Here is a 13,457-nt window from a genome sequence, read left to right on the forward strand (position 1 = left end):
CACGCCGACAGGATGGTCCACTCGGGCGCCTCGTGCCCAGCCTTCCCGCTCATCGCGACCCCACACGTCACCCCGGCGGAGATCCGCCGGGGTGACGTGTGGGTTGCGGGTTCACTGGACGAAGAAGGCCAACGCCTCTATCCGCCGATTCTGCCCCGTGGTTCCCGCGGCGTTGTAGTCGCCGTCGACCCCGCAGTACCAGCCCTGCCAGCCGACGTCCTGCACGTAGGCGTTCCCGCAGATCACCCCCGTCTGCACGCCGTAGGCCACCGCTTCCATCCGCAGGCTCTGCCCGGTGGTGCCGACCGTCGCGGTGGCCCCGGCGGCCTGGCAGTTCCAGTCCTGCCAACCGATCACCTCCACGTGTCCCATGACGCAGAAGTTGACCCCGAAGACCGTCAACGACAAGGCCTCCACCCGGAGTCCCTGTCCGGCCAGGCCGACCGTCACGACCTCGCCTGCCTGGACGCACCGTCCCTGCTGCCAACCGTGGTCCTGCATGTGCACCTGGGCGCAGACGCTCGTCGGCGCGGCGGGCAGGTCCTCACGGGGATCCGCGGCCACGCTTCCGGCCACGGGCCGGTCTTCCGGCACCGCAAGAGGAGATCCGGTGACCGTCGTGGTCGGGGGCGCGGGACTGGTCAGCCCCGGATCGGCGGACGCCGGAGTGATCAGGGTCGAGACCAACGCGACAGCCGCCGTGACGACGACCAGCGATCGGCTGAGTGCTGCGGTTCTGTGCACCATGAAGTGGCCACCTCGTCCGTGCTCGATGTTGGGAACAAACGGAGTTCGTCCACCCGCGAGAGGAACGCGATCGTGGAACGCTGGATTCGGGACACCACCAGACCACCGGCGACGGCTGTCATGCCTCCAGCAAACCGGCTATCGCCGCCGCGGAGAAGGCGGAACCGGGGAAAATGTTGTCTCATAAAGGTTTTTGCAGGTTGAACGGCAGCCGACCGTCTTGATAGGCCCGACCGGCCCGCTGCGCGTTTCCTCCGCGGCCCCTGGCCACGACCGCGCCGGTGGGTCCTGCCCGCCTTCGAGGCACGAGACCAGTTCCGGGGCCGACCCCCGCACCTCGCACGGGATTCCACCGGCGCGGGGGGACTCTGCGGCCCGCACCCCGGCCGCGACGGCCATGCGCGCGGCGTCGGGTGAGGTGCGCCTTCCCGCACGAACCCCGGGCACTCGTGGGCACCGCGGAGCACGGGTCCCCCTGGCCGCCCGGCTTCAGCTCACGGTGGTCCGCCGCCGGAGCACCCGCCGCACGCGCTGGTGACGGTGCCTCCCGCCGGGGTGGTGCCGAGGGCTTCGGCCTCGTGGCTCGGCGAGCCGATCGGCCCACCCACCCGAAGATCGCTGTCCACGACCGTGGCCAGGTGGACGGGTTTGGGCCTACCTTGCTGAAGCATGAAACTGGTGCCGTTGCAGTGGGCCTCCCTCGTGGTGATCTTCATCGATGCCGTCGTCGTCGTGTCCGGGTTCGTGACCGGCGGTCCGTTGCTGCCGCGGTCGGCGAACGTCGTGCTGACGGTGATCTCCCTGGCCCTGCTGGCGACAACGGTGGTGTTGACCAGGGGTGGGTACAACTTCGAGAAGCCGACGCTGCCGGTGTGGGCGGTCGTGGTGGCGGTGATCGCGTTCTTCGGCGGGGCGTTCCTCTTCGCGTTCCCGCTGCTGACCGACACCACCGCGGGGAGTTTCGAGCACAGCGACGGGAAGTACCGCGAATCGAAGGACGGCGTCGTCGTCCGCGAACTCGACGCCGAGCAGTACGAGGCCGCGATGGCCGCGAACCAGCGCGGGTGGGCGGGCCTCGCCGTCGCCTTCGCCGGGGGCACGCTCCTCTACGCCGGGATCCGCCACCGCAGGTGAGGAGTCGTCCGGCGACCGCGCTCACGCGCTCGGGAACTCGGCGTCATCGGGGTGGTGGGTCTCAGGACCCGGTGACGCGCCTGCGGGCCCGGTAGGCGGCCGCGTGGGTGCGGTTGCCGCACGCGGTCGAACTGCAGTAGCGGCGTGATCCGTTGCGGGAGAGGTCCACGAACACGGACGAGCAGCCTTCCGCGGAGCACTCGCGCATCCGGTCGTGTCCCCCGTTGGCGACGAGGGACAGCAGGGCCGCGGAGGTGGTGGCGGCGACCCGGTCGGCGATGCCGGCCCCCGGCGGCGCGTAGTGCCAGTGCCAGTGGCCGTCGTGGTCGGTGAGCTGGGGAAGTGCCCGCAGTTCGGCGAGCGTGCGGTTGAGGAGTTGGACCACCTCGGGCGCGGTGGCGCCGCCGAAGGCTCGGCGCAGGGTGTCGCGGTGGCCCAGCAGCCGCGTGAGGTCGGCCTCCGAGGGTGCCGTGGGCACGACCCAGCCCCGGTGCCTGAGCAGCTCCGCCGCCCGGTCGGCATCGCGCAGGTCATCGTGGCCGGAGTCGGCCCCGCCAGTGTTGACGAGGTCGACCGCCGTGAGGACGGCACGACCATCATAAGCACCTATGTTCACTTGACTCCTGACGCCGTGAACTCCTACCGTCATGACCATCGGTCATTTTACTACTGACGTGGAGGCGCGGATGAACTCCAACGCCACGGTGCCCCCGGCCCGGCTACCGGTGCGCTGCGACTGCGAGGTCCTGCCACCGCCTTCACTGGTCCAGGAGCTCGTGGCGGTCCGCGAGGTGGCGCTCGGCGAGCGGACCGGGTTGCGCGGCGGCACGCTGACCGTCGCGGACGACGTCACCGCCGGCATCGCCGTCCCGCTGGTGACCTCGGTGACGGTCGACGTCGTCGCGCCGGGCGAGCGCGACGTGCGCACGGACACGGTCCTCGACGCGGTGCCGCTGGCGGTGAAGGTCGACGGCGGTATCGGCGACGGCGTGACGCGGCTGGCCACCGGCGTGGTGCTCGTGGTGACCGGGGTGGACGCGGACGGAACGCAACTCGGCGAGGCGGGCAACTCCGCCGGGGTGCTGTCCGAGCGGATGTCGGACGCCGCCCCCGGAACCCCCGATCCCGGCGACTGGATCATCCGGATCGCGGTCACGATCGAGGCAGGGCGGCGGATGGAGCGGCCGGGACCCGCGGCGGCCCACCGGGCGGCGGACGTCGTCGCGGACCGCCTGCGACGCGCCCTGCTCGACGCCCCGCCCGCCGCCGTCACCGACCGCCGCACCCTGGAGGAGCCCTCGGGCGCGGGCCCGCGCGTCGCGCTGGTGAAGCTGGTCATGGGGCAGGGCGCCATGCACGAGAACCTGGTGTTCCCCGCGGAGCCGGGCGGTGTGCGCGGCTCCACCTCCCTGATCGACCTCGGAAACCTGCCGCAACAGCTCCGGGTGAACGAGGTGCGGGACGGCGCGCTGCACTCCCTGTGCTGCGTCGGACCGTCCAGCAAGGAAACCACGCTGCACTACTACCGCGACCCGCTCGTCACGGCTCTCGCCGAGGACACCGAGCTGCGGCTGACCGGCGTGATCGTGGTCGGCAGCCCGGCGCAGGAAGCGGACAAGCGCTTCGTCGCGCGGCGGGTCGGCGCGATGGTCGCCGCGGCGGGAGTGGACGGCGTGGTCGTGGCCACCGAGGGGTTCGGCAACAACCACATCGACTTCGCCGCCGAGATCGAGGAGATCGCGAAGTACGGGACGCCGACCGTCGGCGTGTGCTGGTCCGCCGCCCGCGGCCTGGTGTCCGGCAACGAGTACATGTACGCGCTGGTCGAGGTGAACAAGGCCGTCACCGGTCAGGAGTCCGACGTCCTCGGCGAGAACACCGCCGACGCCCTGGACGCGGGCCGGGGGGTCGCCATGCTGAAGACGCTGCTGTTCGGCGCGGACACCCTGCCCGCACCCCGCTCGTGGGACCCGGAGGTGCCGCGCGACAACCAGAAGCTCGTCGAGACCGCGGCGGCCGGCAACGGCGGTCGACCGACGCTGACCGGGGGCATCCGCAGCGAGGTCCCCGTCTCCGCCACCGCCCCGACACCACTGGTCCCCTTGGGACAGCCGCTGTCCGGGACCGTGGTCGCGCTGGTGTCGTCCGCGGGCGCGCACACCACCGGTGACGCGCCGTTCCGCCCCTACGCCGACTACAGCCTCCGCGAGATCCCCGCGACGGCGACCGACGACGAACTCACCTTCGCCTCCGGCAGCTACGACAACAGCGACGTCAACACCGACCCCAACTGCCTGTTCCCCCTGGCCCGGCTCCGCGAACTGGCCGAGGACGGCGTGCTGGGCGGCGTGAGCCCGACCCACTTCGCCATGCAGGGCGGCGGCACGGAGATCGAGCTGGTGAGGACCCGCACGGGCCCGGACCTCGTACGGCGGCTGAAGGAGTCCGGCGCCGACGCCGTCGTGCTGGTCGGCGCGTGCGGCAGCTGCCACCGCTCCGCCGTCGTCCTGCAACGGCTGGTCGAGCAGGCGGGCATCCCGACGGTCATCATCGCGTCACTGCCCGCCGTGGCCGCACAGCTCGGCGCACCCAGGATCGCCGCGACCGACACCCCGATGGGCGCGGCGCTCGGCGCACCCCACGACACCGCACAGCAGCGACGAATCCTCACAGCGGCACTGGACCTGCTGGTGCACGCGGACGAAGCCGGGGCGATCGCGCGGATCCCGGAGCGCTACCGCAGCTGAGCCCGTCGGGGATCGCACCGGGAACTCGACCCGACCACTCCAGGACACCTGACCCGTAGCCCGGAGTGGTCGTGACGCGTCCAGCACGTGGCGCTCCCCTGAGTTTTGACAATTCATGTCACCGTGGGAAACCTGGGAGTCGAAAACTCTTGCGTCATGAGGTCACGCCATCTCACGGCCCGGTCGATCACCGAGAAGAACTACCAGGAGATCACCCCGGGCTCACGAATCCAGGTCGGCCACGTCCATGGTGATCGTGACCGGCGCGGCCGTGACGGCCACCGGTCCCTTGCCCGTGGCGGTGTTCTCCCGCGCGTACTGGCCGTCCACCAGGCGATGAGCGGTCAAGGCCGGCAGGTCGTCGGGCTGGTCGACCGTCCACAGGAACGGCACACCCGCCGCGGCGTGGCCGGCCATCTTGGTTTCCCGCTCGGCACGGGGGTTGCCCGGTGACCAGATCTGCACCGCCAGTGCGACGGTCTCCGCGGCGAAGCTGACTCCGACCGGTTCGCAGGTCGGCACGACCACGTCCGGGATGAGGGCCGTGCGCCACGCGGTGGAGATCCGCACGTTCACCGCGGGGACCACGTGCGGGTCGGCGCGGCCTGCGGCCCGCAGCGCGTCGTCGACCAGGCGGGTCAGGCGGTAGGCCGCGTACTGGTGTTCGCCCGAGGGCGCTGGGGACACGTGGAGGTGTCCGAAGATGAGTTCGAGACGCGAGCCGTCCACCGGGGGAGGCAACGCAAGCCAGTCGTCGACGGTGCACGGCCCGATCATCGGGTGCTGCACGGCTGCGTGCACCGGACCACAACTCCTATGACCAGTGCCGCGAATGGGCCCTACCAGTATCGCACCGATCGATCCGCGCCCGCGAGAGAACACCCTTGTCGAGTGGTTGCCGACGCGGCTCTCGTTCAGGTGGTGACGAACCCGGAGGAGAGCGCACCCAGCACGGCCGCGACGACCTTGCCGACCTCGGTCGAGCCCGTGAACGAGATCCGGGGAACGTCGGGGTGCCGGTTCACAGGGGCCATCGGAACTCCCGACGCACCCAGGTCGACCAGCCCACCGCGCGAGACCGCCTGCGAGAGCGTGCCACTCCTCGCACGATCATCGCCGCGATCGCGGGACCCCCATCGCGCGGTGGGCCTGGTCACCGAGTGGGACGGCGGTCAAGACCTCACGGTATGGCGGCGAGGGCGCAGGCCGCGGCCGCGATGCGGAACCACACACCGGTGGCGACCAGTGCCCCGGTGCACGCCACGATCGCCGTGGGCGATTGGACGGACCCGAGCACGCAGGCGGTCAGGCGAGCCCCGCCCACCGAGTACCCGGTGGAGGTGAGGTAGCCGACGCACTGGCTGGCGGTGAGGGGTTCCACGTGCGCGTCGACCTGCTGGACGTGCGCCGCGGCCACGTCCCGACGTGCCTCCGCCTGCGCGGGCGAGGCCGCGAGGGCGGTGATCATCGTGGCCACGAGGCCGACGAGAACGACGCTGACGAGTTTCCAGAAGCGCTGCACTTTACCTCCACGTGTTGTCATCCACCGGTGTTCGACCGGTCGCCGGAGATTCAGCGGTGATCAACCAGAACCCCGTCGTTCCGCGGACGCAGGCCGATCTCGACCGTCCACACCCGGAAACAACCGGACCGGGTCACACCGCTTCGCGCTTCGCAGTGTTCCCGGTGCCGTCGGGACCGTTCCCCGCACGACCGACCAGCGGCTTCATCCGCGATCACCTGGGGCATCCGCCCACGGGTCAGGACTCGGCGCCGTTCGGTCGCACGATGCCGCGCTCGATCGCGCCCGTGGCGAACGCGATCAGGTGGGCGGGCGTGATGCGGCTGGTCCGCGAACCCTGGAGCAGCAGGTCGTCGGCGAGGCCGATCAGCGAGTCCCACACCCAGTGCGGCAGGGCCGGGTCGTCGACCAGGGTCTGACCGGAGGCCCGTGCCGTCTCCGCCAGCGTCCGGGCCAGGGCGTCGATCGTCTTGCGGTAGACCTTCACCGAGCCGGTGGCCTCCTTGCCGCGCCTGCCCCCGGCGAGCACCTTGGCCTCCCACTGCGCGGCGGAGCGGCCGAAACGCCGCCACAGCTCGGTGACCTGCGGTTCGACCTCCCGGAGCACGCCTGCGATGCCCAGCCCGCGGTCCACCCCCGCGAGGGTTGCCCGGAGGTCGTCCAGCCGTCGGGCCATGAGCGCGGCGAACACGGCCTCCTTGCCGTCGAAGTACTGGTAGACGGTTCCGGAGCTGACCCCTGCACCGACGGCGATCGCGCGCATCGTCAAACCCGCGTACCCGTGCTGGTCGAGGATCTCCTCGGCGGAGGACAGGATGTCGCGTCGCCTGCCCGCCGCGTCGCCCCACGCGGTGGCCTGCTGCTCGGTCTCGGCACTCACCGGTGCAGCCTATGTTGAACAACGTTCGGATTCATATTGAACGTTGTCCAGTTTCGTGGGACCGTGCTTGGCATGACGCTCGACCACCTCGCCCGGCTGGAGGCCGACAGCATCGACATCGTCCGCGAGGCCGTCGCGGAGAGCGCGCGACCCGTGCTGCTGTACTCGATCGGCAAGGACAGCTCGGTGCTGCTCCACTTGGCGCGCAAGGCTTTCCACCCGTCACGGCCGCCGTTCCCGCTGCTGCACGTCGACACCACGTGGAAGTTCCGGGAGATGATCGAGTTCCGGGACAAGACGGTCGCGACGCTCGGACTGGACCTGATCGTGCACCGCAACCCGGAGTGCGTGGCGCTGGGCGTCAACCCGTTCGACCACGGCTCCGCGCGGCACACCGACCTCTGGAAGACCAGGGGCCTGCGCCAAGCGCTCGACGAGCACCGGTTCGACCTGGCCTTCGGCGGCGCGCGCCGCGACGAGGAGGCGTCCCGCGCCAAGGAGAGGGTGTTCTCCTTCCGCTCCGCGCAGCACCGCTGGGACCCGAAGAACCAGCGCCCGGAGCTGTGGCGGCTCTACAACGCCCGCGTCGCGCCCGGCGAGAGCATCCGGGTGTTCCCGCTGTCCAACTGGACCGAGCTGGACGTCTGGCGCTACGTCGACCGCGAGCGGATCCCCGTGGTGCCGCTGTACTTCGCGGCGCGCCGCCCCGTGGTGGACCGCGACGGGATGCTGATCGTGGTGGACGACGACCGGATGCCGCTGCGCGACGGCGAGGAGCCGACCCCGGAACTGGTGCGGTTCCGCACCCTGGGGTGCTACCCGCTGACCGGCGCGGTGCGGAGCACCGCCGCCGACGTCCCGGAGATCATCGAGGAGATGAGGACCGCCACCACCTCCGAACGGCAGGGCCGGGCGATCGACCACGACCAGCACGGGTCGATGGAGCGCAAGAAGCAGGAGGGGTACTTCTGATGGACGACCTGCTCCGCTTCATCACCTGCGGCAGCGTGGACGACGGCAAGAGCACGCTGATCGGCAGGCTGCTGTACGAGTCGAAGCTGCTCTACGCGGACCACCTCGCCGCCTTGGCCGCCGACTCGAAGCGCGTCGGCACCCGTGGTGGCGAACTGGACTTCGCGCTGCTCGTGGACGGCTTGGCGGCGGAACGGGAGCAGGGCATCACCATCGACGTCGCCTACCGGTTCTTCGCGACGCGGGCACGGCGGTTCATCGCGGCGGACACGCCGGGGCACGAGCGGTACACGCGCAACATGGTCACCGGGGCGTCCACCGCGGACGCCGCGGTGATCCTGCTCGACGCGCGCAAGGGCGTGCTCAGGCAGACCCGCAGGCACGCGCACCTGGCTTCACTGCTGGGGATCCGGCACATCGCGCTCGCCGTGAACAAGCTCGACCTGGTGGGCTACTCGCGGGAGGTGTTCGACTCGATCAGCGCCGAGTTCGCCGAGTTCGCCACCGAGCTGGACCTCGACGAGGTGACGTGCGTGCCGGTGTCGGCCGCGGACGGGGTCAACGTGGTGGGCCGCGGCGAGCAGACCCCGTGGTACGCGGGGACGACGCTGTTGCGGTGGCTGGAGTCGGTGGACGTCGGGGGCACCGCCGCGGACGACCCGGTCCGGTTCCTGGTGCAGTGGGTCAACCGGCCGGACGCGGACTTCCGCGGCTACTCCGGACGGGTGCTGCGCGGCACCCTGCGCACGGGCGACCGCGTCCGCGTGCTCCCCGGCGACCAGCTGTCCACAGTGGTCCGCATCGTCACCATGGGAGGCGACCTCGCCGAGGCGCCGACCGGGTCGTCGGTGACCGCGGTGCTCGCCGACGAGGTGGACGCGAGCCGCGGTGACGTCCTGGCCGCGGCCGACGACCCGCCGGGGGTGGCCGACGCGTTCCAGGCGCACCTGGTCTGGCTCCACGAGGCCGACCTGCTGCCCGGCAGGCACTACCTGGCCAAGGTCGGCGCTCGCACCACCGGCTTCACCGCCGACCTCCCGAAGTACCGCGTCGACGTCGACTCGCGCGGGCGCGCACCGGCGAAGGTGCTGCGGTGCAACGAGATCGGCGTCGCGAACGTCCACTTCGAAGCACCCGTGCCGTACGAGAGCTACCGCGTCAACCGGGACCTCGGCTCGTTCGTGGTGATCGACCGGCTGACCAACGCCACCGTCGGCGCGGGCATGATCGACTTCGAGCTGCGCCGCTCGGCGAACGTGCGCAGGCAGCACCTGACCGTGGACAAGCGGGCGCGGGCCGAGCGCAACGGGCACCGGCCCTGCGTCGTCTGGTTCACCGGCCTGTCCGGTGCGGGCAAGTCCACCATCGCGGACCTGGTCGAGCAGACCTTGCACGCGGAAGGCAGGAACACGTTCCTGTTGGACGGCGACAACGTGCGCCACGGCCTGAACAGGGACCTGGGGTTCACCGACGCGGACCGCGTGGAGAACATCCGCCGCGTCGCCGAGGTGGCGGCGTTGATGGTGGACGCCGGGCTGATCGTGCTGGTCTCGTTCATCTCGCCGTTCCGCGGCGAACGGGCGCTCGCGAGGGACCTGGTCGCCGAGGGCGAGTTCTGCGAGGTGTTCGTCGACACCCCGCTCGCGGTGGCCGAGCAGCGCGACCCGAAAGGCCTGTACGCCAAGGCGCGGCGGGGTGAGCTGGCCAACTTCACCGGTATCGATTCACCCTACGAGCCGCCGGAGCACCCCGACATCCGGGTGGACACCACGGCGCTGACCCCCGAGGACGCGGCGCACGCGGTGGTGGCCGGACTCCGCGGGCTCGGCCTCTGTTGAACGCCGTCCGAGATCCGGTAGCTTAACTAGAACACGTTCTCATTGGAGGTCTGCGTGCCGGATCAGACGTGGTCGGAGTTCTGCCGGGCGCTGGAGCGGGCGGGCCAGGTGATCCTGTCCGAGACTGCCCCGGACACCCCGCTGGACCGCGCCGAGGGCTTCCGCTACCTCACCAGGCTGACCCGCGAGATGCTCTACTCGTGCGTGGACAACGCCGACCCGGACTTCCCCCGGTTCCACGAGCTGGACCTGGTCAAGATCGGCGCGGACAACCCGGACAACGTGTACCTCTCGGCCAACGTCCGCGGCGACCGGACCTACCGGATCACCGGCACCCGCGGCACCATCGCGTACTTCAGCATCGGCTCCAAGGCCAACCGCTACGCCAAGGACGGCACGATGGCCTCCACCGGCGAACTGTCCGACGCCGACCTCGTCGTCGAACCCGACGGCCGCGTCGAGATCGTGGCGAGCGCGGAGAAACCCGGCTCCGGGGACCGGGTCCGGAACTGGCTGCCGCTCGCCCCTGACTCGACCGGCCTGGTGGTGCGCCAGACCTACCTGGACCGGTCCACCGAAACCCCCGGCACGTGGCACGTCGAGCAGGTCGACGGCCCCGCCGAACCGGCACCGCTCACCCCGGAGTTCCTCACCAAGGCCCTGCGGCGGGCGGCGCTGTCCGTGCACGGCACCGCGGCCACCTTCGCCCGCTGGACCGAGACGTTCGCGACCAGGCCCAACGAGCTGGCCGACTTCGGGCAGGAGGTGTTCCAGCGCGCGGGCGGCGATCCGGAGATCTTCTACCTGCACGGGTACTGGTCGCTGAGGCCCGGCGAGGCGTGGGTGATCGAGACCGACGTGCCGGACTGCCCGTACTGGAACTTCCAGCTGAACAACTGGTGGATGGAATCCCTCGACCACCACCGCGAGATCACCCTGAACAAGCACACCGCGACCCTCGACGCGAACGGTCGGCTGACCATCGTGGTGGCCGAGCGGGATCCCGGTGTCGGCAACTGGATCGACACCTGCGAGCACGGCTCCGGCACGGCGCTGCTGCGCTGGCTCGGCGCGGCGCACCACCCGACGCCGACGTGCCGGGTGGTCCCGCTGGACTCGGTGACGGCACGGGAGGGGTGACGACGGTGACCACCGCCCTGAACGTCGACGAACTGATCGAGAAGGCCTCCGCCAAGACCGGTCTGACCGACTTCGGCGACGACTGGTTCCGCGAACCGCTGGACGTGCTCGTCACGAGCCTCAACACCGAGGCGGCCCTGTCACCCCTCGGCCTGGAGCTGACCAGGCGCAGGCTGACCGCGCTGCTGAACGACCGGCTGCGGCTGCGCGCACTGCACCGCGAGCACCCGGAGGTCCTCGACGTGGAGGTGCGGGTCGCGGCCGAGATCTGCGGTCTCCCCCGCACCGGTTCGACGCTGCTGCACAGGCTGCTGGCCGCCTCGCCCAAGCTCACCGCCGCGCGGTCCTGGGAGGTGGCCTACCCGATCCCGTTCCCCGGCGAAGGTCCGGACGCCCCCGAGCGCAAACGCCGTGCGCGGGAGCGGACGCGGGTGTTCGCCGAGTTCTCCCCCGACTTCGCCCCCGTCCACCAGGTGGTGTGGGACGGCCCGGAGGAGGAGGTGATCCTGCTGGACCGGACGTTCGTGTCGATGAGCTTCGACACCTTCTACTGGGTGCCCGGTTACGGCGACTGGCTGCGGGCGGCCGACCAGGGCAGGGCCTACGCCGAACTGCGCGAGTGGCTCCAGGTGTTGCAGTGGCAGGACCCGGCGCGCGCGAACCGCCCCTGGGTGCTCAAGTCGCCGCACCACCTGACCGCGGTGGACACCGTGCTGAACACCTTCGACGACTGCAAGGTCGTCATGACGCACCGCTCCCCCGTGAACGCCGTTCCCTCGTTCGCCTCGATGGTGAGCATGATCGCCAAGCAGCACAGCGACGAGGTCGACCCGATCCGCGTCGGGCGGTACTGGTCCGACCGGTTGGCCGCGGCGCTGCGGGACTTCGCGGCGGCACGGGCCGCGCGGCCGGAGCGGTTCGTGGACGTGAGGTTCACCGACACGGTCCGCGATCCCGCCGCGGTCGCCCGCCGGGTGCTCCACGAAATCGGAGCGACCCCGGACGCGGCCGACGACGCGGCGTTCGAGGCCTTCCTGGCCCGCGACCGCGCGGAACGGCACGGGTCGCACTCCTACACCCCGCACGACTTCGGCTTGACCGAGGCGGAACTGGCCGAGGAGTTCGCGTTCTACACGGAGGTGTACCTGTGATGCTCGACGGCGAGGTCGTGGTGATCACCGGGGTGGGTCCGGGCCTCGGTTCGAAGCTGGCCGTCCGAGCGGCCGCCGAGGGCGCGAAGGTGGTCATGGCCGCACGGTCGGAGGACGTGATGGCCCGCACGGAGAAGGACATCGTGGCGGCGGGCGGCGAGGCCATCGGCGTGCCGTGCGACGTGCGCAGGCCCGAGGACGTCGCACGGCTCGCGCGGTCCGCCGTAGACCGGTTCGGCACCATCACCGGCCTGGTCAACTCGGCGTTCGGGCACCCCGGCTTCCACGACCTCCTGGACACACCGGAGAAGGCGATCCGCGGGTCGATGGACATCATCCTGCACGGCGCGCTGGGCGTCACCCGCGAAGTGGTGCCGCACATGAAGGCGGCGGGCCGCGGCTCGATCGTCACCATCGGCACGATGGCCACCCGCAAGCCGTCGCGCGGCGAAGGGGGCTACGCGCTGGCCAAAGCGGCCATGTCCACCGCGACGCGGTACCTCGCGCTCGAACTCGGCGAGCACGGCATCCGCGCGAACCAGGCGGTCCTGGGCTGGCTGGACGGACCGGGCGTGCGGTTCTACCTCAGGATGACCGCCGACTCGCGCGGCGTCACCGAGCAGGACGTCTACGACGAGATCGCCTCGCGCAACCCGCTCGGCCGGATCCCGACCGACGACGCGTGCACGGGTGCGGTGCTGTTCCTGCTGTCCCGCGGCGCGTCGGAGATCACCGGCGCGACGCTGGACGTCAACGGCGGGGAGCACATGCCGGTATGAACTTCGTCGTCGAGTCCGTCGCGGTCGAGATCGACGCTCCGGCCGCGTTCGTCTGGGAGGTGCTGACCGACTACGCCAGCTACCCCCTGTGGAACCCGTACACGATCAAGGTGGACACCACGCTGGTCGTGGACTCCCCCATCGACCTCACCCTGCCGAACCCGGACGGCGGCGGCGGAACGTTCGTCAGCCGCGAGTACATCCGCGTGGTCGACCCGCCCCGACTGCTGCGCTACGACACCGGCGACACCTTTCCTGGCCTGTCCGGGGTGCGCGACCAGTGGATCACCGCGCTGGGCCCGGACCGGTGCGGCTACACCACACGCGAAACCTTCACCGGCGAACTCGCCCGTCCGGTCCTGGCCGCCCAGGGGCCCTGGGTGAAGGCCGGTTTCGACGCCGTCGCCCACGCCCTGCGCGACCGCGCCACCGCGCTGTTCACCTCACGACGGGTAGACGGCTGATCCCCCGCTGTCCCCGATGTTCGGAGGCGACGCCGGGGTGACGCCGCGCGGCGCGGAGACGGTCGGTGTGCGGGCGCTCCCCG

Annotated in this window: 13 protein-coding genes; 8 read left to right on the forward strand and 5 right to left on the reverse strand. The window is 71.0% G+C overall.

Features of this window, described 5'->3' with window-relative positions:
* Positions 1 to 111: 111 nt before the first annotated feature.
* Positions 112 to 747, reverse strand: coding sequence for a hypothetical protein (locus VFZ92_RS14295; protein ID WP_330876385.1), 636 nt, complete (start codon positions 745 to 747; stop codon positions 112 to 114).
* Positions 748 to 1,416: 669 nt separating this feature from the next.
* Here VFZ92_RS14295 and VFZ92_RS14300 point away from each other — a divergent pair.
* On the forward strand, positions 1,417 to 1,881 hold the full coding sequence (locus VFZ92_RS14300) for a hypothetical protein (RefSeq protein WP_330876386.1): 465 nt from the start codon (positions 1,417 to 1,419) through the stop codon (positions 1,879 to 1,881).
* Between the two features lie 61 nt (positions 1,882 to 1,942).
* On the opposite strand, the gene VFZ92_RS14305 is transcribed toward VFZ92_RS14300, so the two are convergent.
* A complete protein-coding gene (locus VFZ92_RS14305) occupies positions 1,943 to 2,497 on the reverse strand; it encodes a CGNR zinc finger domain-containing protein (RefSeq protein WP_330876387.1) in 555 nt (184 codons plus the stop codon).
* Positions 2,498 to 2,528: 31 nt separating this feature from the next.
* Between VFZ92_RS14305 and VFZ92_RS14310 the strand changes: the two genes are divergently transcribed.
* Positions 2,529 to 4,628, forward strand: coding sequence for a glycine/sarcosine/betaine reductase component B subunit (locus VFZ92_RS14310; protein ID WP_330876388.1), 2,100 nt, complete (start codon positions 2,529 to 2,531; stop codon positions 4,626 to 4,628).
* Between the two features lie 222 nt (positions 4,629 to 4,850).
* Here the strand turns inward: VFZ92_RS14310 and VFZ92_RS14315 are convergent, their stop codons facing one another.
* From VFZ92_RS14315 to VFZ92_RS14325, 3 genes are all read right to left on the reverse strand, one after another.
* Positions 4,851 to 5,429, reverse strand: a complete 579-nt coding sequence (locus VFZ92_RS14315) for a Uma2 family endonuclease (RefSeq protein ID WP_330876389.1) — start codon at positions 5,427 to 5,429, stop codon at positions 4,851 to 4,853.
* Between the two features lie 379 nt (positions 5,430 to 5,808).
* Entirely contained in the window at positions 5,809 to 6,150 is a 342-nt protein-coding gene (locus VFZ92_RS14320; RefSeq protein WP_330876390.1) for a hypothetical protein, read from the reverse strand.
* Between the two features lie 238 nt (positions 6,151 to 6,388).
* Entirely contained in the window at positions 6,389 to 7,030 is a 642-nt protein-coding gene (locus tag VFZ92_RS14325; protein ID WP_330876391.1) for a TetR/AcrR family transcriptional regulator, read from the reverse strand.
* Positions 7,031 to 7,102: 72 nt separating this feature from the next.
* Between VFZ92_RS14325 and cysD the strand changes: the two genes are divergently transcribed.
* The 6 genes from cysD to VFZ92_RS14355 are packed head-to-tail and all read left to right on the forward strand — an operon-like array spanning position 7,103 to position 13,374.
* Positions 7,103 to 8,002: a sulfate adenylyltransferase subunit CysD gene (gene cysD / locus VFZ92_RS14330; protein WP_330876392.1), complete on the forward strand. Its 900-nt coding sequence runs from the start codon at positions 7,103 to 7,105 to the stop codon at positions 8,000 to 8,002.
* Complete coding sequence (gene cysC / locus VFZ92_RS14335; protein ID WP_330876393.1) at positions 8,002 to 9,840, forward strand: adenylyl-sulfate kinase; 1,839 nt, start codon at positions 8,002 to 8,004, stop codon at positions 9,838 to 9,840. Before cysD ends, cysC begins: the two co-directional genes overlap by 1 nt.
* Before the next feature lie 54 nt (positions 9,841 to 9,894).
* Positions 9,895 to 10,980: a DUF1214 domain-containing protein gene (locus VFZ92_RS14340; protein WP_330876394.1), complete on the forward strand. Its 1,086-nt coding sequence runs from the start codon at positions 9,895 to 9,897 to the stop codon at positions 10,978 to 10,980.
* A gap of 5 nt (positions 10,981 to 10,985) precedes the next feature.
* The gene (locus VFZ92_RS14345) at positions 10,986 to 12,131 is read left to right on the forward strand and encodes a sulfotransferase (RefSeq protein ID WP_330876395.1); all 1,146 of its coding nucleotides are present in this window, start codon (positions 10,986 to 10,988) and stop codon (positions 12,129 to 12,131) included.
* A complete protein-coding gene (locus VFZ92_RS14350) occupies positions 12,131 to 12,910 on the forward strand; it encodes an SDR family oxidoreductase (protein ID WP_330876396.1) in 780 nt (259 codons plus the stop codon). Before VFZ92_RS14345 ends, VFZ92_RS14350 begins: the two co-directional genes overlap by 1 nt.
* Complete coding sequence (locus VFZ92_RS14355) at positions 12,907 to 13,374, forward strand: SRPBCC domain-containing protein (protein WP_330876397.1); 468 nt, start codon at positions 12,907 to 12,909, stop codon at positions 13,372 to 13,374. The genes VFZ92_RS14350 and VFZ92_RS14355 overlap by 4 nt, the downstream gene beginning before the upstream one ends.
* The last annotated feature ends 83 nt before the right edge of the window (positions 13,375 to 13,457 follow it).

Origin of the sequence: Umezawaea sp. (genome assembly GCF_036375055.1) — a bacterium.
GTDB lineage: Bacteria > Actinomycetota > Actinomycetes > Mycobacteriales > Pseudonocardiaceae > Umezawaea.